Here is a 22403-nt window from a genome sequence, read left to right as displayed (position 1 = left end):
GTCAATTCCCGTCGTGGAGCAATCATGAAAACGTCCAGCGCATTTCTCATCGCGGCTTTTATTTTTCTGCCCTCCGCCGCGCTTGCGGAGAGAATCGATCTCAACACGGTAAAGTGCAAGGAGTGGATGGAAAGCAGCGCCGAGGACATCGGGCTGACGGTGGCGTGGCTCGACGCCTATTACATGGGTGATGACGATCCGCCGGTCATGGACTTCGAAAAGATGAAAAAGAACGCCGGCAAGCTTGGCAAATTCTGCGCCGCCAACCCCGACCTCGGATTGGGCACCGCCGCCGAAAAGGTTCTGGGCGCGAAGAAGAAGGATTGAGCCTTCGCCCGACATCGGGCGGCACGGCTGCAAACAGGGGCGGACGCGAACCACGCATCCGCCTTCTTTCATTTCAGCAGGATCATTCTGTCGCGGGCCTCACCAGCCCCAGTGATGCCCACCCTGACCGCGCGGGCTGAAGTGCCCGTGATGCCCGCCGTGGCGGCCTCGCCAGTCGCTGCGGCCGTCGCCGACCCAGGCGCCGGTGCGGTTATGTCGGCTGCGGTGGTGATCGACGCCGCGACCATGCTCGAGGTCGAAGCGATCCCGCGCCGTCGCGGGCGCGCAAACCAGCACGGCCCCGAACGCCGCGATCATCATCGCTTTCTTCGACATGCAGATCCTCGTTTCTCACTGAAGAATTTCGTCCCACTTTGTTACGACACTTCGAGCGCTCGCGAAAGCAGGACCCCTCTCTCGCCGCCAGACGGGAATCCGCCGGCCCGGCGCCCGCTCGACGCCGGTGTTTGACCCACATTCCCGCGCGCCCTACAAAAGCCGCGTCTCGAGCGCTGCGATCAGGAAACAATGTCCCACAACACATTCGGCCATCTCTTCCGCGTCACGACTTTCGGCGAAAGCCACGGCATTGCGCTCGGCGCGATCGTCGACGGCTGCCCGCCGCGCATCGAACTGACCGAGCCCGACATCCAGGGCTTCCTCGACAAGCGCAAACCCGGCCAGTCGCGCTTCACCACGCAGCGGCGCGAAGCGGATGAGGTGCGGATTCTCTCCGGCGTCTTCACCGGCCCCGACGGCCGGCAGGTGACGACCGGCACGCCCGTCGCGCTAATGATCGAGAACACCGACCAGCGCTCGAAGGACTATGGCGAGATCGCCGGCAAATACCGGCCCGGCCACGCCGATTATGTCTACGACGCCAAATATGGCGTGCGCGACTATCGCGGCGGCGGACGCTCTTCGGCCCGCGAGACGGCCGCGCGCGTCGCCGCCGGCGCCGTCGCGCGCAAGGTCATTCCCGGCGTGACCATACGCGGCGCGCTGGTGCAGGTTGGTCCGCACAAGATCGACCGCGCGCGTTTCGATTGGGCGGAAGTCGATCGCAATCCGCTGTTTTGCCCCGACGCCGTCGCCGCCGCGCAATGGGCCGACTATCTCGACGAGGTGCGCAAGAATGGCTCCTCCATCGGCGCCGTCGTCGAAGTGGTCGCCGAGGGCGTTCCCGTCGGCTGGGGCGCGCCGTTGTATGGCAAGCTCGACGCCGATCTGGCGAGCGCGATGATGTCGATCAACGCCGTAAAGGGCGTCGAGATCGGCGACGGTTTCGCAGCCGCCGCGCTGTCCGGCGAAGAAAACGCCGACGAGATGCGCTCTGGCCCGACGTTTCTGTCGAACCACGCCGGCGGCGTGCTCGGCGGTCTTTCGACGGGCCAGCCGATCGTGGTGCGTTTCACCGTAAAGCCGACCTCGTCGATCCTCACTCCCCGCCGCACGATCGACCGCGACGGGAACGAGACCGAGATCGTCACCAAGGGCCGGCACGACCCCTGCGTCGGCATTCGCGCCGTGCCGGTCGGCGAGGCGATGATGGCCTGCGTGCTGGCGGATCATTTCCTGCGCCACAGGGGGCAGTGCGGCTGACGGCGGCCCCACGGCTCGCGATCTGCTTCCCACGCGGCCAGCGAGGCCAAACACTTCAGACTATTTGATGAAGGTCATCGACTTGAACGACAGCGTATGCCCGACGACGTCGTAATTGCCATCGAACTGCTTGCCGACGCCAGTAGTGACCCTGATCCGCTTCCCGATGAATTTTTTGGGCATGCTCTGGTTCTCGAACCATGGGACGCATTGCTTCGCCTCGCACAGCCCGGTGGTTCGCGCGCCGCTGCTCGTCTCGATCGTCAGATAGCAGTTGTCACCGCACTCGAATTTCCTGATCCTGCCCGTGATGGTTTCAGGCGCTTTTTTGGCCGCAGGCGCCGCGTCGATGTCGAGGCAACCTGCGAGAAGCGCCAATGAAGTCAGAAACAAGCGCTTGAGCATTTCGATCTTCCGGTTTCGTCCCTTGCCGGGAAACGCAAATTCGCCATTCGTTTCAACGAACGCGCCGCGCTGCTGACAATATATCGAGTGTGGCCGAACGTCTCCCCTTCCCTCAACTGGTCGCGTTGCGCAATATGCGCCCCCTATCGCAGAGATCGAGTGGCGATGAGCGACGAAACGGATTTTCTCTACGTCAGGGATAGCAGCGACCGTCCGGCGGCGCGCGAACTGTGTCACGTCTCATTCACCCGCCGCGCCGCCATTGCTGGCGCTGCAAGCCTCGTCGCCTTTGGCGCCCGCGCAGCGGGGCCGAAAACGCTCTATGTCTCCCACCCCGCAATGCTCGATCACGATCCCGGCCCCGGCCATCCGGATCGTCCGGCGCGGCTGCAGGCCGTGTTCTCTGCCTTGAGCGATGCGCGTTTCGCTTCGCTCGCGCGCGCCGAGGCGCCGATTGCTTCACGCGACGCGTTGCTGCGCGTTCACGCAGCCGCGCATCTCGCGCGCCTCGAACAATTGGCACCGAAAGAGGGTCACACGCAAATCGACGCCGATGTTGTTATGAACGCAGCCACGCTCGACGCCGCGATGCGCGCGGCCGGCGGCGCTGTATTCGCTGTCGACGCAGTGATGGGCGACAGCGCGCGCAACGCGTTCGTCGCAACGCGCCCTCCGGGACATCATGCGCGCGAGAATGCGCCGATGGGCTTCTGCTTTTTCAACAACGCGGCGATCGCCGCGCGTCACGCCATCGCGGCGCATGGCGCCGGACGCGTCGCCATCGTCGATTTCGACGTGCATCACGGCAATGGCGTGCAGGAGATTTTCTGGAGCGAGAAAAACGTCCTTTACTGCTCGACGCACCAGACGCCGCATTATCCGGGCACGGGCTCAGTCAGCGAGACCGGCGCGCATGACAATATCGTCAATGCGCCATTGCGAAAGGGCGACGGCGGCGGAGAATTTCGCGAGGCGTTGAAAGCCCGCATCCTCCCCCGCCTGGACGCGTTTGCGCCTGACGTCGTCATTCTCTGCGCGGGCTTCGACGCCCATGTTCACGATCCGCTCGGCGGCCTGCGCTTCGTGCGGGAAGATTTTCGGGACGTGACGCTGCGCGTGATGGAGATTGCAGCGCGACGTTGCGGCGGCCGTATCGTATCGTTGCTGGAAGGCGGATATACGCCGATCGACCTTGCAAACAGCGTCGCGGCGCATGTCGGCGCGCTGATGGAGGCGTAGCGCGGTTATTTTCTCTCCACCACGCCCACCAGCGGCCCCATTGGATGAAAACGGTCATGGCGCGAGAGGGACGGCGCGTAGATCGCGGACGCCGATCCGCCGTCCAGAAACAGCGCGTCGGAGCATTTCAACCTGTCGCGAAACAGCTTCGCAAACTGGTGAAAGGTCACCGGCTGGTTTGAAATCGCAAAGCGCGCGACATGTCCTTGCGAGACGCAAACGCCATTGCGCATTTTCTCGGACGTTCCGCTGTCGTGAATGTGTGGATTGACGCGCCCGTTGACAAGCAGCATCGGCCCCGACTGCGTGGCGTAGGCCGGCCGCGCGCGGGACTTCAGAAATCGGCCGGTCTCCGTCACGCCGACGCGGACGCCGTCGATCCAGAAGACGCCATTGGGCTTCATGTGGAAATTGCCGGCGCCGCCATTCGTATTGGCGTCACGCAGCGTCTTGCCGCTTTCGACAAACAGGCCGACGGGCGAAAAATCCTCTCCATACATGCCGGCGTTCATGGCGAAGGCGAGCGTCTCGCGTTTCGCCGCCAGCGCATCCGCGAGGCGAGAGAAACCACCGTAGATTTCGCCCTTCTCATCGCGCAGGAACAGGCGAATCGACGTCTTGCGCGCATCGAAATCACAGACAGCGTAAGAGGCCCCCGCCTCTGTCAGCTCCGCGCAAGGCACGGCCGGCGCCGCGCGTACGGCGAGCGGCGTCACGGCAACCATTGCGAGCGCAGCGAGAGCGGGCATTATCTTTCTGTTAGTGTAACACATATAACTTGACCGTATCGCCGAGGCGCCCGCCGCGTCCGGCTCCATTCGACCCGGCTCCTGTCTCGTGCAGCGCGCTGAATTTTATCGGGCGATCGATAAAATTAAAACTAAATGGCGGTTCGAATTGGCAACATATTCGGCGTAATCCGTTGCAAAGGGGCGTCGTGCGGCGTCTTTTCGCAGGAGGCTAGGTTGCTCGGATTCGAAATCTGGAAGAACGGCAAGAAGCTCGCGGTGGCCGGGCTCACGGACCGTGGCGCTATGTCGTTCATGCTGACCTGGGTGGGCAAGGACGCGGGAGCGTCGTCGCGCGCCACGGGCGGCGTCGAGATCGACGGTCTCGATCTTCGCGTCGGCGGCATCGATTCGTCCGACCCTGCCGGCGAGCAGAGCGTCGAATGGATCGAGGACAACGCCTTGCGGCTCGGCGACGACATTCAGATCAGGCTCGTCTCGACGCAGGACGTCGACACGCCGATCCGCCGCGAACCGACCAACGGGCTGATCAGCGCCGCGGCGGGCCTGCGTTTCGTGCCCTGCACGGTCTGCGGCTCGCCCCGCCTGCATGACACGACCCGCCGCCCCGAATAGGGCCGCCGCGCGCGGATTTGAAACCGCGCGGCCGGACAGCTAGATATGCAGGACGAGCGCCGTTCGGCGCCTCCTGGAGACGGGTTTGTCGCATTCCATCACAGAGGCCATCGAGGCCATCGCGCGCGGCGAAATCGTTGTTGTCACCGACGACGACGACCGCGAGAACGAAGGCGATCTCATCATCGCCGCTTCCCTCTGCACGCCGGAAAAAATGGCGTTCATCATCCGCCACTGTTGCGGCATCGTCTGCGCGCCGCTGACGCTGGAGGACGCCCGGCGCCTGCATCTCGCGCCCATGGTGGCGGAGAATGACGCGCCGCTCGGCACGGCCTTCACCGTTTCCGTCGACGTCAAGCACGGCCTCACCACCGGCATCTCCGCCGAGCAGCGCTGCAATACGGTGCGGGCGCTCGCCAATGGAAATATGGGCGCCGCCGATTTCGTGCGGCCCGGCCATGTCTTTCCGCTGATCGCGAAGGACGGCGGCGTGCTGATGCGCTCCGGCCATACGGAGGCGGCCGTCGATCTTTGCCGCCTCGCGGGGCTTCCGCCGGTCGGCGTCATCTGCGAACTGGCGAACGACGACGGCACGGTGATGACCGGCGCACAGATCGTGGAATTCGCGGAAAAGCACAATCTCAAGCTCGTTTCTGTCGCCGATCTCATCGCCTACCGCCAGGCGCGCGAGAAGCTCATCGAGCGCGTCGCGACCTTCCATGTCGAGACGGAAGCCGGCGACATGATCGGCCACGCCTATGTCACGCCCTTCGACAGCGTGCAGCATTTCGCGTTCGTGCACGGCTCGATCGGCGACGGCCGCGACGTGCCGACGCGTCTGCATCGCGCCGATATTCTCGCCGATGTGATGGGCGGCGCGCAGACGATCAAGAAGACGCTCGCGCGCTTCGCCCGCGAGGGACGCGGCGTGCTGGTCTATCTGCGCGACGGCGCGGCGGGCGTGCCGACCAATGTCGTGGGCAAGCAGGCGGAAAACGCCGAGGAGACGCGCAAGCGACAATGGCTGGATGTGGGGCTTGGCGCGCAGATCCTGAAGGATCTCGGCGTCTCCTCGATCCGGCTGCGCTCGTCGTCCGCCAAGCCGCGGGCTTTCGTGGGGCTTTCGGGATTTGGAATCGAGATCACGGCGGTGGAGCCGGTGGAGTAGCGCCCCCGGCGCCAATTCTAATTCGCACTCACATCCGGCGGGGCGCTCCGGAGGTCGTCTTCGACATGCCGCGCCATATCGCGATGACAGCGCCGACGCAGGCCAATGAGAAGACGCCGACCAGCAGCGGATGCGATTCCTCCATCTGGATGACGAAGAAGGGATACTGCGCGCGATAGGCGTCGCCGGTTTCGTCCATGGCGTTGACCGCGACGATGTATTTCCCTTCGACTGCAAAATTGTAATCGAAGCTCAGCGGCCCGCCCTGCGGCCATGCGAATGTCGCGAGAACTTCCGGCGGGTCGAACTGGTTTTTCTCGCGCAGAAGCCGAACCTCGCCAGCCGGACTTTTTGCTTCCGAAGCGTCGGCGGGCTCAATCGTCAGAGTCGTCGGCCCGACGCCGGGGATTTCACGCCGGTATTTTTCCGCCGGCCGGTCGGAGCCTTTCTGAGTGGCCGAGAAGCTGAAGCGATAGGGGCCGAGGCTGAAAAGGCCCGGCGCGGCGGTCTCGGCAAGGGCGGCGCCCATGTAAACCGCGGCGACAAGGATGGCGATCGACAATCTGCCCGGCATGCGCGTTCCCCGGCCTGAACTTGTCAGAGTCAGATAATCCTGTGGCCGAGAAGCTCAATCCGCGCGCGGATGGGCGGAGCGATAGGCGTCGAGCAGGCGCTTCTTGTCGACCGCCGTGTAAATCTGCGTTGTCGAGAGCGAAGCGTGGCCGAGCAGTTCCTGAATCGTGCGCAGATCGCCGCCGCGCCCCAGAAGATGGGTCGCGAAGGAGTGGCGCAGGGCGTGCGGGGTCGCGCTGTCGGGCAGGCCGAGCGCGCCGCGCAGACGCTGAATGGCGAGTTGCACGATTCGCGGCGAAAGCGGCCCGCCCCTCGCGCCGACGAACAACGGCCCTCCCGCCAGATCATAGGGGCAGATTGCGAGATAGGCCTCGATCGCCCGACGCACCGGCTCGATGACGGGCAATGTGCGGGTCTTGCCGCCCTTGCCGGTGATCGTGACCCGGTCGGTGCGGCCAATTGGCGCATCCGCCCTCTGAATCGACAGCGCCTCCGAAATACGAAGTCCGACGCCATAGAGCAGCGCCATGACGGCGGCGTCGCGCGCCAGAACCCATGGCTCCCGCGCCTCCCCCGCCCGCTGCTCGGGATCGATCAGGTCGCGGGCGTCGCCGACAGTGAGCGCCTTGGGCAGGCTGTGCGGGCGCTTGGGCGCGCGAACGGCGCCGAAGACATCCGTTCTGGCCAGCCCTTTTTTCTCCAGAAATCGCAGGAAGTTGCGCACCGCCGCCAGCGCCCGGAGCAGCGAGCGGCTCTCGAGGCCGTCATTGCGCCGGCGGGCGAGAAAGGCGCGCAGATCGGCAGGCTGCATCGCAGACAAAGCGGCGGCGTCCGGTTTCGCGCCGAGATGCTCTGTGAGAAAGCGGAGAAAAACGCCAACGTCGCGCGCATAGGCGTCGATCGTGTGTCGCGAGGCGCGTCTTTCGCCAGAGAGCGCCTGCAGCCAAAGGGCGGCCTCTTCGGCGATCTGCGGCGCGGCGCTGAAAAACGCCGGGCCGGGAAGCGGCCGCGCTTCCGTCGCAGGCCGCGGCGCCTTGCGCCCGGTATGGAGATGCGAATCGCGCATGGAGCGGAGCTTTGCGCGGAAAGCGTAAAGAAAAAACCGCTTTCCGCCCCTGCCCCTGCCCCGTCCGGCGGTATTACTTGCCGGCCTTGATCTCGGCTTTCGCCTGGGCGAGGAACTCGTCCATCGTGCGGCGAATCTGGTGCTCGGACTGGTCGACGCCGGCGGCCTCGAAGTCCTTCTTCACCTGCGCGAGAACGCGCTCGTCGGCGTCAGCGGAGACTTCCGCCGCGACGAGCGTTTCGGCGTAGGCCTGCGCGTCGGCGCCGGATTTGCCGATTTTCTCCGCCGCCCACAGGCCGAGCAGCTTGTTGCGGCGCGCCTCGGCGCGAAACTGCAACTCTTCATCATGGACGAAGCGTTTCTCGAACGAATCCTCACGTTGGTCGAAAGTGCTCATGTCCATCCTCAGCCGGGTTGTTCTTCTTTCCGAAAATTCGTGCGGCCTCGCCGCCGGGCGGCGCGCGGTCATCGCCGCGACGCGCCGCACGCATATAGGCGTATTCGCGTGCAAAGCCAATGCCGGGCCGAACGCGCGGGCGGACCCTCGGAAGATTTCGTTCCGCCGGCGCGAACTTCGCCAGGACAGGACGGCGAAAGCGTCGGGAAGCCGACGCATTGTGCGACCCTGGCGATTCGGCTAGAGTGGCTCGTCGACTTGTCACTGGCCCCCAAAGACGCTAGGACCGATTCGATACGCGGCCGGGCGAAAGCCTTTTGCCGCTCCTTGAGGGCTACGCGCCCTTGACGAAGGCCCGGCCCGGGACCCATTTCGGAAGGAGCTTCGGCCGAATAAATGGACTTTCTCAAGCCCCGGTTGACCCCCATGAACCGCCGCCGCCGCATATATGAAGGCAAGGCCAAGGTCCTCTACGAGGGCCCTGAACCCGGCACGCTGATTCAGCACTTCAAAGACGACGCCACCGCCTTCAACGCTAAGAAACATGAAGTTATCGACGGCAAGGGCGTGCTGAACAACCGAATCTCGGAATATATCTTCCAGCACCTCAACAACATCGGCGTGCCGACGCATTTCATCCGTCGGCTGAACATGCGCGAGCAGCTGATTCGCGAGGTGGAGATCATTCCGCTCGAAGTCGTCGTGCGCAATGTCGCCGCGGGTTCGCTCGCCAAGCGCCTTGGGCTCGAGGAAGGCACGCAGCTGCCGCGCTCGATCATCGAGTTCTATTACAAGAACGACGCGCTCGACGACCCGATGGTGTCGGAAGAGCACATCACCGCCTTCGGCTGGGCCACGCCGCAGGAGATCGACGACATCATGGCGCTCGCCATCCGCGTCAACGACTTCCTGTCCGGCCTGTTCCTCGGCGTCGGCATTCGCCTGGTCGACTTCAAGATGGAGTGCGGACGTCTCTGGGAGGGCGACATGATGCGAATCGTCGTCGCCGACGAGATTTCGCCCGACAGCTGCCGTCTGTGGGACATCAAGTCCAACGACAAGCTCGACAAGGACCGGTTCCGCCGCGACATGGGCGGGCTTGTGGAGGCCTATACCGAGGTCGCCCGCCGGCTCGGCGTGATGCAGGAGGGCGAGACCGTCCGCGTCGGCGCCCCGAAGCTGGTGCAGTAACCGCGCTCATTCGTTTTCGAACCCGTCATCGACCCGCCCCTTGCAGGGCGGGTTTTTTCTGGCCAAGGCTCCGCCGCTGAAAGGCGAATGACCAGCGCCGCCCCCTTTCGCGATTTCACGCATTCATCTCGCAGCCAAAATTACATACAATGTGGAACAATGCTGGGATTTAAATTGTTGTCCTGATGCGAGCGCGCAATTTCGATGCGGTTTGCAACATTTTTCGTGGTTCACCGCGAGGGGGAGATTATGAAAAAGATGCTGATCATGGCCAGTGCGGCCGTCGCAATGTCCGTTTTTGCGCCAATGCCGAGCCAGGCAGGCTACGAGATTTATGACCCGAGCGTATCGACATGCACTGGGACGAATTGCAGTTCCATCGTGTTCGGAGGGAGCATCTTTGGCTATGGTCCGTCGACCGCTAAGTGGGAAGGAGCATTTTTCGCCGCACAGAACGACTGCATCCGGATCGAGCAAACCGCAGCCTTCGGAACGGGGGTCGACGATGAGATCGTCGCGGTTGGCCCCAACGGGACTGTTTGGAGAAACGACGATTTCTTTGGTCGTCGGCCTAGAGTCGCGTTCGTCGCGCCAAATAACGGCTGGTACTATGTTACCATCGCCCGATTTAATGGAGCCTCGACCCCCAGTCACAATTTTTGGTTAGCCTATGGGCGATATAATTCAACGAATCCAAACTGCGCCAACCCAACGCCGCCAACTGTGCCGGCTACGGTGCGGAAACCTGCTGCGCCGTCAGCGCCGACCACCCGCGACCCGAACGCTCCGGGTCAATGATCGAGCGACGAGCGCATTCGAGTGTGGAGGGCGGCCCTGCGAGCCGCCCTTTTTCATTAATCGTCTGATCTTTCTTGCCAAACAGCGGCCGCGCGCGCTCGCCTCATGGCCTTTCGGCAACCACTTGACCGCGACGTCTTGCCCTTTGAGCGCAAGGCGGCTAACCGTGTGGCCAATCCCACTACGGAAAAATCGCTCATGAAAGCACGTGTCGTCGTCACACTGAAAAACGGCGTCCTCGATCCGCAAGGCAAGGCGATCGAAGGCGCGCTGAAGTCGCTCGGCGTCGAGGGCGTCGCGAGCGTGCGTCAGGGCAAGGTGTTCGACGTCGAAATGGCGGGCGACGACGCGACAGCCGCCAGGGCGCAATTGCAGGCGGCTTGCGAGAAGCTGCTCGCCAACACCGTCATCGAAAACTTCCAGATCGACATCTGAGAGACGCCCATGAAAGCCGCCGTCATCGTCTTTCCCGGGTCCAATCGCGAAGGCGACATGGCGCGCGCGCTCGAGCAGGCTACGGGCCATAAGCCCGCCATGCTCTGGCACGCCGACCATGAGCTTCCGGCGGGCACCGATCTCGTCGTGCTGCCGGGCGGCTTCTCCTATGGCGATTATCTGCGCTGCGGCGCCATCGCCGGCCGCGCCGCCATCATGGACGCGGTGCGGGCGCACGCCGCGCGCGGCGGCCTCGTTCTCGGCGTCTGCAACGGCTTCCAGATTCTCTGCGAGAGCGGTCTGCTGCCCGGCGTGCTGATGCGCAACGCCAATCTGCGCTTCATCTGCAAGATGCAGCATTTGCGCGTCGAGCGGAACGACACGGCCTTTACGCGCCAATACGCCCGGAACCAGGTGATCGAGGTCGCCATCGCTCATGGCGAGGGCAATTACGAGGGCGACGACGCGACGATCGAGCGGCTTGAGGGCGAGGGGCTTGTCGCCTTCCGCTATTGCGACGCGGCCGGGAAGCTCGGCGGCGACGCCAATCCGAACGGCTCGCGCAACGACATAGCCGGGATTTATTCCGAGAAGCGTAACGTGCTCGGCCTGATGCCGCATCCCGAAAATCTCATCGACCCGCTGGTCGGCGGGATCGACGGCCGCGCCCTGTTCGAGAGTCTCGCCAGCGCGGCGTGACGTTCTATCCGCCGACCTTTGGCGGAAGGGGGAAATAGGTCACGAATTTCTCCGCAAGGGCGTGGTCGCCTGCCACGCTCAATGCGCCATCGGCCTCCAGCGTCTCGAGCGGAACGCCACCATAGACGGCTGCGGCGATCACCTGCGCCGCGCCGGTGAAAATCACCTCAGCCCCGTCGAGCGCGGCGCGCGCGGCGTCGCACTTCCCGCCCTCGATGCGGACGAGGAACGTCTCTTCGCCGATGCGAAAACCGACGCGCGTCTCCAGCGAGTTCGCGCGGTCGGGGTCGAACATCGTCTTGAACGACAGCATCAGAGACGCGGCGCTCAGCGGCAGCGTCGGATCATGAAGGGGCGAGCGCGCCGCCCAGCGGCCGAGAACGGAAAACACCGGCTCGATTTCGTAACCCCAGGGCGTCAGCTCGTAAACCTGGCTGGCCGCCGGCGGCGGCAGCTTGCGGCGGGTGAGCACGCCGATCTCCCGCAGTTTTTCCAGCCGCTGGGTCAGCACATTGGCGCTCACGCCGGGCAAATCTGACCGCAGATCGCTGAAGCGCTTCGGCCCGAACATGAGTTCGCGGATGACGAGCAGCGCCCAGCGCTCGCCGACGAGATCGAGCGCGTGGGCGGCGCCGCAGGCGTCGTCATAGCTGCGGACGGACGGAGTCTCCGGCATTTTAGTTACTTTTTCTAACTTCATTATTGCTTGTTATAACCCGATTGTCTACAGTCACAGGCATTGCGCAAGGAGACCCTCATGCCCCAGCTCATCTTCGTGAATTTGCCCGTTGCCGATTTGCCCAAGTCCACCGCTTTCTACGAGGCGATCGGCGCCCGCAGGAACCCGCAGTTCTGCGACGGAACTGCAAGCTGCATCGTTTTCTCCGACACGATCTACGCGATGCTGCTGACCCATGACAAATTCAGCCAGTTCACCACGAAGAAGATAGCGGACGCACGGAACAGCGCGCAGGCGCTGTTCTGCCTCACGGCGGAAAACCGGGCCGCCGTCGACGAACTTGTCGCAAAGGCGCAGCGCGCCGGAGGCAGGATCGACCCCTGCCCGGCCCAGGATTTCGGCTTCATGTATGGCCGCAGCTTCGAGGATCCTGACGGCCACATCTGGGAAATCATGTGGATGGACGTCGAGGCCGCCAAGGCCGGATGCCCGCAGAGGGAAGGAGCCTGTCAATGAGCTATATTGACGGATTCGTCATTCCCGTGCCCTCCGGAAACAAGGAGGCTTACAAGACAGCCGCCGCAAGCTTCTGGCCGCTTCTCAAGGAATATGGCGCATTGCGCGTGGTCGAATGCTGGGGCGATGACGTCCCGGACGGCAAGGTGACGGACTTCAGGCGCGCGGTCGCGGCGCAAGCTGGAGAGAACGTCGTTTTTTCCTGGGTCGTATGGCCGTCCAAAGAAGCGCGCGACGCCGCTGGCAAGAAGATGCGCGAGGACCCGCGCATGAAGGACATGCCAATGCCCTTCGACGGCAAGCGCATGATCTTCGGCGGCTTCAGCGTCTTGCTCGACTCCGGCGCCGAATAGTCAACGTCGCGCCGCCTTCGCCACCTCCCATAGCGCGTTTTCAGCCTCCATCAGCGCGACGCCCGCATTGGCGCGGGCGCGCGTTTGCGCCACGCGCAGGGGCTCGACGAGCGCGCCGAGTCGCGCCGACGTCCAGCGCTTCAAATGCTCCTCCAGCAGCGCGCGATGCATGAAGCCGAAGCCCGCGCGCATCAAGACCGTCACGCCGGCGTCGGTGCGCCCGCCCTCGCGCTCCATGGCGAGGCGCGCGCGATGCAGCGCCACGGCGTAGCGCATGGCGCCGAACAGGATCGCTCCCGGATCGCCGCCCTGCGCGAAATAGGATTCGAGCGTCGCGCCGACTTCGCCGCCAAAAGCCGCCGTCACCACGCGGTCCGAGGCGACGCCGGACGCATGCGCCACAATGGCCTCCACATCCGCCGCCTCGACATGTTCGCGCCCGTGCATGTAAAGCGCGAGCTTCGTGAGTTCGCCGCGGCTCATCAGCCGGTCTTCGCCAAGCGCGGCGAGCAGAAGGCCGCGCGCCTCCGGACCAGCGACGAGCCCCGCCTCACGCAGCGTGCGGTCGATCAGCGCGTGGAGATCATGCTCGGTGTCGGGCTGACATTCGATCCCGGCGCCCTGTTTCGCGCCCTCGACAAGCTTGCGCAGCGGGGCGTCCCGCTTCAGCGCGCCGGCCGTCAGCACCACCGTGCAGGCGGCGGGCGGCGCGGAAATCAGCGAGGTGACGGCGGGAATGACCGACTTGGCGCCAGTCTCGACGAGGATGGCGCGACGTCCGCCGAACAGCGGCGTGGTGTTGGCTTCGTCGAGCAGCGCGAGCGGATCGGCAGACACGGCGTCGCCGCTCATCTCGACGAACTGGAACGGATCGCGCCGGTCGTCGACGCGCTTGCTCACGATCGTGAGCGCGCGCTCGCGCACCATGCCGGCGTCGGAGCCGAAGACCAGAAACAGAAAGACCCCGTCCGGCGGGGCGGAGACGAATTTTTCGGCGGCGCCGCTTTTTACCGCGACCACGGGCGGCTCTAGCGCCGCGTCGCCAGCTCGGTCGAAACGCGCGTGCGGATCAGCTCGGCGATGACCTTGGCGTCGCGGATTTCAGCGTCGCGCGCGGCGCGGACGTTGGAGAAGCGGTTCGAGAAACGGTCGTAGCTCGCAACGCCGTTGGCGACCCCCTTGAGCACTTCGGCGCCGCCCGGCACGGTGACGAGACGATATTCGGCGTCGACGATGACGGTCGCCGAGGTGGCGCGGCCGGTCACCGTATCGAGAATCGGCGTCTGGACGCGCTCGCGCAGATTCACGCTGAGCCGATAGCGCGGCTGAACGGTCGAGCCCGTGCCGTTGAAACCGAAGATCAGCTCGTTGCGGACATAATGCCCCATGCGGTTCGGGATCTCGTCGACCTCGATCGCCTGAAGCTCGGCGGCGAGCGGCGAGGAATCGAAGCCGCCGGTCGCGCCATACATGGGCTCGATGCAGCCCGCGAGCGGCAGCGCGGCGGAGAGCGTCAAGGCCGCCGCCAAAAGTCGGCCGAAGGCTTTCTCACACGACCACATTGACGATCCTCTTCGGCACGAGAATGAACTTCCTGAGCGGCTTGCCTTCCATGGCGCGCAGAACGCCATCTTGCGACAAGGCCTCTTTGCGAATCGTTTCCTCGTCGGCGTCATGCGCGACGAGAATCTCGGCGCGCTTCTTGCCGTTCACCTGCACGGGCAGGCTTATCATCTCCTGCGCCACAAGGACAGGATCGGCCACGGGCCACGGCGCCTCGGAGACGAGGCCCTCATGGCCGAGGTCGGTCCAGCATTCCTCCGCGACATGGGGCGTCATCGGCGCGACGAGCCGTACGAACGCGTCCGCCGCCTCGCGGAAAGCGTAAGCGAGATCGGCGCCGACGGGCGTTTCGGTCACGGCGTCGAGCGCGGCGGTGAGCTCATTGCCGAATTCGCGGATGCGGGCGATGGCGCTGTTGAAGCGCAGTCGCTCGATGTTCTCGCTGACCTGCGCGACGGTCTTGTGGGTAGCCTTGCGAAGCTTCAGCGCCTCGGGACCGAACTCGCCCGGAGCCGCGGCTCCGGCCGGCGCCGCGACCCGGCCAAGTTCGCCGACCGTGCGCCAGACGCGCTGCACGAAGCGCCACGCGCCCTGCGCGCCCTCGTCCGACCAGATCACGTCGCGATCGGGCGGACTGTCGGAGAGCACGAAGAGGCGCGCCGTGTCGGCGCCGTAGCTCGCGACGATGTCGTCCGGGTCGACGGTGTTCTTCTTGGACTTCGACATCTTCTCGATCGGGCCGATTTCGACCTCGGCGCCGCTGTCGAGAAGGAAGGCGCGGCGGCCCCCCTCGCCAGATTCGATGCGGATGGCGGCGGGCGAAACCCAGCCGTCGGGGCCCTTGTAGGTCTCATGCACGACCATGCCCTGCGTGAAGAGGCCGGCGAAGGGCTCGGCCGCCGCCGCGTGACCCGAGTCGCGCATGGCGCGGGCGAAGAAGCGCGAATAGAGAAGATGCAGGATCGCGTGCTCGATGCCGCCGATATATTGATCGACCGGCAGCCAGCGCGCGAGGGCGTCGGCCGCGGCGGGCGCGTCGGCGTTGTGCGGGTCCGTGAAGCGCGCGTAATACCAGGACGAATCGACGAAAGTGTCCATCGTGTCGGTCTCGCGGCGCGCGGGCCTGCCGCAGGACGGACAGGGGACGTTCTTCCAGGTCGGATGGCGGTCGAGCGGATTGCCGGGCTGGTCGAAGGTGACGTCCTCGGGCAGTCTCACCGGCAGGTCCGCGTCCGGCACGGGGACGGGGCCGCATGTCTCGCAATGGATGATGGGGATCGGGCAGCCCCAGTAGCGCTGGCGAGAGACGCCCCAGTCGCGCAGCTTGTAGTTCACCTTGCGGGCGCCCTGCGGGGCGTTGAACAGCGCCGTGGTCTCGAGACGGTTCGCGACGTGCTCCTTGGCCTCAGGCACGGTGAGGCCGTCGAGGAAGGACGAGTTCACGAGCTTCCCGTCGCCGTCGAAGGCTTCACCGCTCTTTGCGATCTGCGCTTCGAGCGTCGCGGGATCGGCGCCTTCCGGGCAAACGACGACCTTGAAGCCGAGCCCGTATTTCGTCGCGAAATCCAGATCGCGTTGATCATGCGCCGGGCAGCCGAAGATGGCGCCCGTGCCGTAATCCATCAGGATGAAGTTCGCGACATAGACCGGGAGCTTCCAGTCGGGATCGAATGGATGCGCAACGCGCAGGCCCGTGTCGAAGCCCTGTTTCTCGGCGGTCTCGATCGCCTCGGCCGATGTGCCGCCGCGACGGCACTCCTCGCAGAAGGCGGCGAGTTCGGGGTTCTGCTCTGCCGCCGCCTTAGCCAGCGGATGGTCGGCGGCGAGCGCGACGAATTTGGCGCCGAAGAGCGTGTCTGCGCGGGTGGTGAAGACCTCGACCTCCTTCGCCTCGCCCAGCGGCTGATCGAGCGCGAAGCGCACCAGCATGCCCTCTGAGCGGCCGATCCAGTTGCGCTGCATGAGGCGCACCTTGTCGGGCCAGCGGTCGAGGGTGTCGAGCGCCTCCAGAAGCTCCAGCGAGTAGCTCGTGATCTTCAGGAACCATTGGGTGAGTTCGCGCTGCTCGACCAGCGCGCCGGAGCGCCAGCCGCGCCCGTCGATCACCTGCTCGTTGGCGAGAACCGTATGGTCCACCGGGTCCCAGTTCACCTTGGATTTCTTGCGGTCGACGATGCCGGCCTTCAGGAAATCGAGAAACAGCTTCTGCTGATGCCTGTAATATTCCGGATCGCAGGTCGCGATCTCGCGCGACCAGTCGAGCGAGAGGCCCAGCGTCTTCAGTTGCGCGCGCATGGCGGCGATATTGGCGTAGGTCCATGTCGCCGGATGCGCGCCGGTCTGCGCCGCCGCGTTCTCCGCCGGCAGGCCGAAGGCGTCCCACCCCATGGGATGCAGAACGTCATAGCCCTTCGCGCGCATGTAGCGGGCGATGACGTCGCCCATCGAATAATTGCGCACATGGCCCATGTGCAGGCGCCCCGACGGATACGGGAACATCTCCAGCACGTAATATTTCGGCGCCGAGGCGTTGACGCCCGCCTTAAAGACCTGTTTTTCCTCCCAAATCTTCTGCCAGCGCGGCTCGGCCTCAGCAAAATTGTAGCGTTCTGGTCTCATGGATGTCGGCGGTCCGGTCTGGAGGCGGGAAATTTGCTCCTAAATGCCGGTCGGGAGGGGGGATGTCAAAGCCCCTCTGTCCTTTCTTTTCGATGGTTGCGGGCGGCCCGATTGCGCCTTAACCAGACCCCATGACCATCATCGACCGTCTGAACGAAACCAAAGCGTCAATCGCCCGCGCCGCGACGGACTGCGGGCGCGACCCCGCCGAAGTCACCCTGGTCTGCGTCACCAAGACCTTTCCGGCCGAGGACGTAGTTCCGCTGCTCGACGCCGGCCATCGCGTCTTCGGCGAGAACCGCGTGCAGGAGGCCATGGGCAAATGGCCCGCGCTCCGCGAAAAATACCCGGACATCGAGCTGCATCTCATTGGCCCGCTGCAGTCCAACAAGACGCAGGAGGCTGTCGAGACCTTCGACGTGATCCAGAGCGTCGACCGCGAGAAGATCGCCAAAGCGCTCTCGGAAGAAATGGCGAAGACCGGCAGGCGCCCGCGCCTTTTCGTGCAGGTCAACACCGGCGCCGAGCCCCAAAAGGCGGGCGTGCTCCCCGAGGAGGCTGACGCCTTCATCGCCGCCTGCCGCGAAAAATACGGGCTCGAGATCGCGGGCCTGATGTGCGTGCCGCCGGTCGGCGAACAGGCGTCGCCGCATTTCGCGCTTCTGGCTGACATCGCCGCGCGCAACGGGCTGCGCGAACTCTCCATGGGCATGAGTTCGGATTACGAACTCGCGATCCAGCTCGGCGCGACCTATGTGCGCGTCGGCTCGGCAATCATGGGCGCGCGGGATTATTCGACATAAATCGTCGCGCCCCGCGCCAGTCGCGGCAGCAGGCGGGCCATGTCGCGCGCGCGCAGCGCCACGCATCCCGCGGTAGGGCCGAGATCGTCCGTCGCGATATGAAAGAAGATCGCGCTGCCCCGTCCGCGCACGCGGGGAACGATATTGTAATCCATCACGCCGACGACGTGATAGAGACCGTCCCCGCGCCAGATTTCCTCGTGCCCGAGGCGCGACGGCGCACGAAGCGGCCTGTTGTAGAGAAACGAGCCGGCGTCGTCGCACCAGATGTCGTCGGGCCGCGCGAGTCGCCACGGCAGGCGCATGGGACAGGGACGACGCAAATAAAAATACAGGAGACGCCAGCGCCCCGCCGGAGTCGCCCCGTCGCCCTCGCGCTTGTCGCGCGCGACGCCCGAACGGCCGATGGCGCAAGGCAGCACGAGCGATCCCGCGGCAAGCCGCCCCTCATGCGGCTTGCCGCCGATGCGGCGGGCGACGCGCAAAAGCGTCACCCCTGTCGTTGCGCGCGCGATGGACATGATGGAAGATCGCCGGGATTGCATCGTTCGGTCCGTAGCAAGGCTTTTACCGTCAAGTCGAAAGATCGCAAAAAACGCCCCGACATGACCTCGCCGCGCAAAATTCTCATCGCCGCCGACGACGCTTTGACAGCGAGCCTCGCCGAGCAATTCGGGACGCTGGGGGGTGTAGAGCTATACGAGGCGCCCGCACGTCTCTCGGCGCTCGCGCCGCCCTGGCCGGACGTGCTGGTCCTAGACGACAAGGCTTGCGGAAATGATCCGGCCGCCTCGATCGCCCGGTTTCGTCAGGCGGGCTTTACCGGCGCCGCCATCGTCATTTCCAGTGACGACAGGCGTTGTCCGGGCGCCGCTGCGACTTTGAAGCGACCCTTCCGTTTCGCGGACCTCGCCGCCTGCATCGCGGCGGCGCATTCTCCAGCCGCAGCCCGCGCGGATCCGGCGCCAGCGGCTCGGCTGACGGAAAAGGAGACGGCGATCTTCGCCCGGCTCATGCAGGCCGATGGCGCCGTCGTCTCCAAGGCTACGCTGCTCAGCGAGGTCTGGGGATATGGACCCAATGTTTCGACCCGGACGCTCGAAACTCACATTCACCGGCTGCGGCGCAAGATCGAGGCGGACCCCGCGCGCCCGCGCCGTCTTCTGACCGAATATGGCGGCTACCGTCTCGCCGCGCCTGTCGACAATAGCGAGAGCGGAGCAGTGGTTCCCTTGGCGTGAAAAATCTATAAGACTTTCTCGCAGGCCAGCGGAACGACCATGACGCTCGACGACGACATCAGCAATCTCACGCGTATTCCGCTTTTCGCGATCTTCGAGGCCGGCGCCCTGCGCATGCTCGCCTTCTCCTCCGAAACGCGGCTGATGCGCGCCGGGGACACGCTTTTTCGCCGGGGCGAACCGTCGGACGGCGGCTTTATCCTGACCATGGGCACGATCGCCCTGGATCCCTATGACGACGGCCGTCCGGCGGCGCGGTTCGTGCGGCCCTGGGCGCTGATCGGGGAGACCGCGCTCGTCGCCCCGTCGTTGCGGCCCGTCACCGCCGTCGCGCGCGAGCCGGCGACCGTGCTCAGGATCAGCCGCGCGCTTTTTCACCAGATTCTCGAACAGCATCCGGTGACGGCCGCGCGCACCCGGGATTTTTTCCGCGAACGTCTCGTCGATTTCACGCGCGGCGTCGCGGCCAGCGTCGGCGCCAACGGCTGAGTCTCCGTTTACGTTACGGGGCGAAAAGACGCCCTATCGCCCCTCGACGGTGTTCAAAAGCGGTTTACATAGCGCATATTGGTGCGTGAGCTTGGCGAGGCGGGGGCGTCACCATGCTCTGTGGCCGCAAGATGGAGGCAGATTATGCGTAATGTTTTCAAGACCGCGCTCTCCGGCGCCCTGTGCGGCGCCGTGCTGGCGACCGCCGTTCCCGAGGAGGTTCTGGCGGGTCCCATGGGGGCGGCGCCTCCCTCGACCGTCTCGCTGTCGGCGCCTGTCGACAAGGTCTGGTATCGCCGTGGCTGGGGCGGAGGCTATTACCGCCGGGGCTATTATGGCGGCTACTACCGCCGCGGATACAACCCCGGCGCCGCCGTGGCGGCGGGCGTGGGCCTCGGCCTTCTCGGCGCTGGCCTCGCGGCGGCCTCGAGCAACAGCTATTATGGCGGCTACTACCCCTACTACGGCGGCGGATACTATTATCCGTCGTACGGCTATGGCTACGCCTATCCGGCCTATGGCGGCTGGGGCGGATGGGGCGGCGGCTGGGGCTGGTAAGCTCCTCCCACGTCAGCGGTTCGAGACGGCGGCGCGGCGATGCGCCGCCGTTTCTGTTTGCTCGGTCGCGAATATAGACTGCGACGCTCCTGCCCGGCGCCGATTCGGCCGGGCTTCCGCTCTCAAGAGGCGCAAGGAATGGCGAAAGTGATCGCGACGACCCCGTACAAGGATCAGCGGCCCGGAACCTCGGGCCTGCGCAAGAAGGTCCCGGTCTTCCAGCAGCGCCATTACGTCGAGAATTTCGTGCAGTCGATCTTCGATTGCCTCGAGGGCTTCGAGGGCCAGACGCTCGTCGTGGGCGGGGACGGCCGCTACTACAATCGCGAGGCCATCCAGACCATTCTGAAGATCGCCGCCGCCAATGGCTTCGGCCGCGCAGTGGTCGGACGCGGCGGAATTCTCTCGACGCCCGCCGTATCGGCGCTCATTCGGTCGCTGAAGGCTTTCGGCGGCGTCGTGCTTTCCGCGAGCCACAACCCCGGCGGACCGGATGGCGATTTCGGCGTCAAATACAATGTGGCGAACGGCGGCCCGGCGCCGGAGAAGGTCACCGAAGCCATCTTCGCGCGCACGAAGGAGATAACTTCGTTCAGGATCATCGAGGCCCCCGACGTCGACCTCGACCGCCTCGGCGCGACGCAGCTTGGCGACATGCGCGTCGAAATCGTCGACAGCGTCGAAAACTACAGCGCGCTGATGCAGACGCTGTTCGATTTCGACCGGATTCGCGCGGCCTTCCGCTCCGGCTTCACCATCAGGTTCGACGCCATGTCGGCGGTGACCGGCCCCTATGCGCGCGCAATCCTCGAAGGCGCGCTCGGCGCGGCGGCCGGGAGCGTGCTGAACGGCGAGCCCCTCCCCGACTTCGGCGGCCACCACCCGGACCCCAATCTCGTTCACGCCAAACATCTTTACGATCTCGCCATGTCTGACGCTTCGCCCGACCTCTGCGCGGCGTCCGACGGCGACGGCGACCGCAATCTGATCATCGGCCGCTCCCGTTTCGTGACGCCCTCGGACAGCCTCGCCATTCTGGCGGCGAACGCCCATCTCGCGCCGGGCTACAAGAACGGGATCGCAGGCATCGCGCGCTCCATGCCGACAAGCGGCGCCGCCGACCGTGTCGCGGAGAAGCTGGGCGTGAACATCTACGAGACGCCGACCGGCTGGAAATTCTTCGGCAATCTGCTCGACGCCGGCCTCGTGACGATTTGCGGAGAGGAGAGCGCCGGCACGGGCTCCAGCCATGTGCGCGAAAAGGACGGGCTCTGGGCCGTCCTTCTCTGGCTCGACGTGCTTGCGGCGCGCAAGCAGAGCGTCGACGCCATCGTGCGCGAACATTGGGCGACCTATGGCCGCAACTATTATTCCCGTCACGATTATGAGGAGGTCGACAGCGACGGCGCCAATGCGCTGATCAAGACGTTGCGCGACAGTCTGCCGACGCTGAAGGGCAGGAAGTTCGGCGCACTGGAAGTGAGAGACGCCGACGATTTCGCCTATCACGATCCGGTCGACGGATCGGATTCGGCCAATCAGGGCCTGCGCGTGATGTTTACGGACGGTTCGCGCATCGTCTATCGCCTTTCCGGCACTGGCACGGCGGGGGCGACGCTGCGAGTCTATATCGAGCGCTATGAGCCCGATATGGCGCGGCAATTCATCGAAACCCAGGAGGCGCTCGGCGACCTCATCGCGCTCTCGCGGGAGATCGCGCAGATCGAGCGCTTCACGCAGCGCGAAACGCCGAGCGTGATCACCTGACGCCTGCGGCAAGCGACGCTTAAGGATAGTCTCAACTGCGGCCAGAGCTTTAGCCTGGCCGCAACACTTTGCGCGCGACGATGCTCCGAAATTTCGGGCAATGGATCATCGTCATGATTAACGGATTGCTGAATTACGGCGCAAATCGCGTGATGAGCTTCGGGCTCGTCGCTCTGGGCGTCGGCGGTTTCTACATTTACGACCGCTATGACAAGAACGCCAATTACCTGCCGGTCCAGGCGCGCGTCACCAATGTGCAGGAAGTCTGCTATCTTGAAAAGCGCGCCGGACGCACGAGGACGACGTCGGACACGCTCGCCTGCGACAAGGCGCAATATCTCGCGAAGAATCACCCGAGTTGGCAGGACTTCACGGTGAAATACAAGGTTACGGTCGATTACGACTATGTCTCGCCGGTCGACAACCGCACCCATTCCGGCAAGCAGACGCTGGCCGCCTACCCGGACGGCAAGAAGATATACCGTGGGGAGATCTTCAACATCCGCGCCTCGAAGACGGATCCGAACAAGTCCCGCGAGAGCTGATACCGC

Annotated in this window: 28 protein-coding genes; 17 read left to right on the top strand and 11 right to left on the bottom strand. The window is 64.8% G+C overall.

Annotated features, from left to right (window positions below; all coding sequences use genetic code 11):
• Positions 1–24: 24 nt before the first annotated feature.
• Positions 25–327 carry an HdeA/HdeB family chaperone gene (locus MET49242_RS22680; protein WP_036286364.1) on the top strand — a complete coding sequence of 101 codons (303 nt, stop codon included), beginning with the start codon at positions 25–27 and terminating at the stop codon, positions 325–327.
• A 99-nt stretch (positions 328–426) separates the two neighbouring features.
• On the opposite strand, the gene MET49242_RS22675 is transcribed toward MET49242_RS22680, so the two are convergent.
• The gene (locus tag MET49242_RS22675) at positions 427–663 is read right to left on the bottom strand and encodes a hypothetical protein (protein WP_036286361.1); all 237 of its coding nucleotides are present in this window, start codon (positions 661–663) and stop codon (positions 427–429) included.
• Positions 664–855: 192 nt separating this feature from the next.
• On the opposite strand from MET49242_RS22675, the gene aroC reads away from it, so the two are divergent.
• On the top strand, positions 856–1929 hold the full coding sequence (gene aroC, locus MET49242_RS22670; RefSeq protein ID WP_036286358.1) for a chorismate synthase: 1074 nt from the start codon (positions 856–858) through the stop codon (positions 1927–1929).
• 60 nt (positions 1930–1989) lie between these two features.
• Here aroC and MET49242_RS22665 read toward each other — a convergent pair whose 3' ends face one another.
• The gene (locus MET49242_RS22665; RefSeq protein ID WP_051134428.1) at positions 1990–2334 is read right to left on the bottom strand and encodes a hypothetical protein; all 345 of its coding nucleotides are present in this window, start codon (positions 2332–2334) and stop codon (positions 1990–1992) included.
• A 165-nt stretch (positions 2335–2499) separates the two neighbouring features.
• Between MET49242_RS22665 and MET49242_RS22660 the strand changes: the two genes are divergently transcribed.
• The gene (locus tag MET49242_RS22660) at positions 2500–3573 is read left to right on the top strand and encodes a histone deacetylase family protein (protein WP_084679280.1); all 1074 of its coding nucleotides are present in this window, start codon (positions 2500–2502) and stop codon (positions 3571–3573) included.
• 5 nt (positions 3574–3578) lie between these two features.
• Here the strand turns inward: MET49242_RS22660 and MET49242_RS22655 are convergent, their stop codons facing one another.
• On the bottom strand, positions 3579–4322 hold the full coding sequence (locus MET49242_RS22655) for a phosphodiester glycosidase family protein (protein ID WP_051134427.1): 744 nt from the start codon (positions 4320–4322) through the stop codon (positions 3579–3581).
• 216 nt (positions 4323–4538) lie between these two features.
• Between MET49242_RS22655 and MET49242_RS22650 the strand changes: the two genes are divergently transcribed.
• Positions 4539–4937, top strand: a complete 399-nt coding sequence (locus MET49242_RS22650; RefSeq protein WP_036286352.1) for a hypothetical protein — start codon at positions 4539–4541, stop codon at positions 4935–4937.
• Between the two features lie 85 nt (positions 4938–5022).
• The gene (ribB, locus tag MET49242_RS22645) at positions 5023–6105 is read left to right on the top strand and encodes a 3,4-dihydroxy-2-butanone-4-phosphate synthase (protein ID WP_036286349.1); all 1083 of its coding nucleotides are present in this window, start codon (positions 5023–5025) and stop codon (positions 6103–6105) included.
• Positions 6106–6133: 28 nt separating this feature from the next.
• Here the strand turns inward: ribB and MET49242_RS22640 are convergent, their stop codons facing one another.
• The 3 genes from MET49242_RS22640 to MET49242_RS22630 form a co-directional block, all read right to left on the bottom strand.
• Positions 6134–6679 carry a hypothetical protein gene (locus MET49242_RS22640; protein WP_036286346.1) on the bottom strand — a complete coding sequence of 182 codons (546 nt, stop codon included), beginning with the start codon at positions 6677–6679 and terminating at the stop codon, positions 6134–6136.
• 54 nt (positions 6680–6733) lie between these two features.
• A complete protein-coding gene (locus tag MET49242_RS22635) occupies positions 6734–7744 on the bottom strand; it encodes a tyrosine recombinase XerC (RefSeq protein WP_036286342.1) in 1011 nt (336 codons plus the stop codon).
• A gap of 73 nt (positions 7745–7817) precedes the next feature.
• Positions 7818–8141, bottom strand: a complete 324-nt coding sequence (locus MET49242_RS22630) for a DUF1476 domain-containing protein (RefSeq protein WP_036286339.1) — start codon at positions 8139–8141, stop codon at positions 7818–7820.
• A 396-nt stretch (positions 8142–8537) separates the two neighbouring features.
• Here MET49242_RS22630 and purC point away from each other — a divergent pair, with 396 nt between their 5' ends.
• The 4 genes from purC (at position 8538) to purQ (ending at position 11264) form a co-directional block, all read left to right on the top strand.
• Positions 8538–9332, top strand: a complete 795-nt coding sequence (gene purC / locus MET49242_RS22620) for a phosphoribosylaminoimidazolesuccinocarboxamide synthase (RefSeq protein WP_036286333.1) — start codon at positions 8538–8540, stop codon at positions 9330–9332.
• A gap of 249 nt (positions 9333–9581) precedes the next feature.
• Positions 9582–10130: a hypothetical protein gene (locus MET49242_RS22615; RefSeq protein WP_144259776.1), complete on the top strand. Its 549-nt coding sequence runs from the start codon at positions 9582–9584 to the stop codon at positions 10128–10130.
• A gap of 198 nt (positions 10131–10328) precedes the next feature.
• Complete coding sequence (purS, locus tag MET49242_RS22610; RefSeq protein WP_036289283.1) at positions 10329–10565, top strand: phosphoribosylformylglycinamidine synthase subunit PurS; 237 nt, start codon at positions 10329–10331, stop codon at positions 10563–10565.
• A gap of 9 nt (positions 10566–10574) precedes the next feature.
• Positions 10575–11264 (top strand): phosphoribosylformylglycinamidine synthase subunit PurQ, encoded by a 690-nt coding sequence (gene purQ / locus MET49242_RS22605; RefSeq protein ID WP_036286328.1) that lies wholly within the window; start codon positions 10575–10577, stop codon positions 11262–11264.
• A 4-nt stretch (positions 11265–11268) separates the two neighbouring features.
• Here purQ and MET49242_RS22600 read toward each other — a convergent pair whose 3' ends face one another.
• A complete protein-coding gene (locus MET49242_RS22600) occupies positions 11269–11964 on the bottom strand; it encodes a helix-turn-helix domain-containing protein (protein WP_036286325.1) in 696 nt (231 codons plus the stop codon).
• Between the two features lie 57 nt (positions 11965–12021).
• Here MET49242_RS22600 and MET49242_RS22595 point away from each other — a divergent pair, with 57 nt between their 5' ends.
• Together MET49242_RS22595 and MET49242_RS22590 are read left to right on the top strand one after the other, a co-directional pair.
• Positions 12022–12459 carry a VOC family protein gene (locus MET49242_RS22595; protein WP_036289280.1) on the top strand — a complete coding sequence of 146 codons (438 nt, stop codon included), beginning with the start codon at positions 12022–12024 and terminating at the stop codon, positions 12457–12459.
• Positions 12456–12812: a DUF1428 domain-containing protein gene (locus MET49242_RS22590; protein ID WP_036286322.1), complete on the top strand. Its 357-nt coding sequence runs from the start codon at positions 12456–12458 to the stop codon at positions 12810–12812. Before MET49242_RS22595 ends, MET49242_RS22590 begins: the two co-directional genes overlap by 4 nt.
• On the opposite strand, the gene holA is transcribed toward MET49242_RS22590, so the two are convergent.
• The 3 genes from holA to leuS are packed head-to-tail and all read right to left on the bottom strand — an operon-like array spanning position 12813 to position 16994.
• On the bottom strand, positions 12813–13832 hold the full coding sequence (holA, locus tag MET49242_RS22585; protein ID WP_036286319.1) for a DNA polymerase III subunit delta: 1020 nt from the start codon (positions 13830–13832) through the stop codon (positions 12813–12815). It abuts the gene before it with no gap.
• A gap of 8 nt (positions 13833–13840) precedes the next feature.
• Entirely contained in the window at positions 13841–14329 is a 489-nt protein-coding gene (locus MET49242_RS22580; protein WP_244430877.1) for an LPS assembly lipoprotein LptE, read from the bottom strand.
• A 31-nt stretch (positions 14330–14360) separates the two neighbouring features.
• Entirely contained in the window at positions 14361–16994 is a 2634-nt protein-coding gene (leuS, locus tag MET49242_RS22575) for a leucine--tRNA ligase (protein WP_036286313.1), read from the bottom strand.
• Between the two features lie 131 nt (positions 16995–17125).
• Here leuS and MET49242_RS22570 point away from each other — a divergent pair, with 131 nt between their 5' ends.
• Positions 17126–17797, top strand: coding sequence for a YggS family pyridoxal phosphate-dependent enzyme (locus tag MET49242_RS22570; protein WP_036286310.1), 672 nt, complete (start codon positions 17126–17128; stop codon positions 17795–17797).
• On the opposite strand, the gene MET49242_RS22565 is transcribed toward MET49242_RS22570, so the two are convergent.
• Complete coding sequence (locus tag MET49242_RS22565) at positions 17785–18318, bottom strand: L,D-transpeptidase (protein WP_036286307.1); 534 nt, start codon at positions 18316–18318, stop codon at positions 17785–17787. The two genes, MET49242_RS22570 and MET49242_RS22565, sit on opposite strands and share 13 nt — an antisense overlap.
• Positions 18319–18402: 84 nt before the next feature.
• On the opposite strand from MET49242_RS22565, the gene MET49242_RS22560 reads away from it, so the two are divergent.
• The 5 genes from MET49242_RS22560 to MET49242_RS22540 all read left to right on the top strand — a co-directional run bounded on the left by MET49242_RS22560 (position 18403) and on the right by MET49242_RS22540 (position 22397).
• Positions 18403–19038 carry a helix-turn-helix domain-containing protein gene (locus MET49242_RS22560; protein WP_036289277.1) on the top strand — a complete coding sequence of 212 codons (636 nt, stop codon included), beginning with the start codon at positions 18403–18405 and terminating at the stop codon, positions 19036–19038.
• A 39-nt stretch (positions 19039–19077) separates the two neighbouring features.
• Entirely contained in the window at positions 19078–19527 is a 450-nt protein-coding gene (locus MET49242_RS22555) for a cyclic nucleotide-binding domain-containing protein (protein ID WP_036286304.1), read from the top strand.
• 144 nt (positions 19528–19671) lie between these two features.
• On the top strand, positions 19672–20085 hold the full coding sequence (locus tag MET49242_RS22550) for a hypothetical protein (protein ID WP_036286302.1): 414 nt from the start codon (positions 19672–19674) through the stop codon (positions 20083–20085).
• A 138-nt stretch (positions 20086–20223) separates the two neighbouring features.
• Positions 20224–21852: an alpha-D-glucose phosphate-specific phosphoglucomutase gene (locus MET49242_RS22545; RefSeq protein ID WP_036289273.1), complete on the top strand. Its 1629-nt coding sequence runs from the start codon at positions 20224–20226 to the stop codon at positions 21850–21852.
• A 113-nt stretch (positions 21853–21965) separates the two neighbouring features.
• Entirely contained in the window at positions 21966–22397 is a 432-nt protein-coding gene (locus MET49242_RS22540) for a hypothetical protein (RefSeq protein ID WP_144259775.1), read from the top strand.
• Positions 22398–22403: the final 6 nt, after the last annotated feature.

Origin of the sequence: Methylocystis sp. ATCC 49242, from assembly GCF_000188155.2 — a bacterium.
In the GTDB taxonomy this organism is placed as follows: Bacteria; Pseudomonadota; Alphaproteobacteria; order Rhizobiales; family Beijerinckiaceae; genus Methylocystis.
Note: the sequence above shows the minus strand (reverse complement) of the source record. Positions and strands in the feature narration are given on the sequence as shown.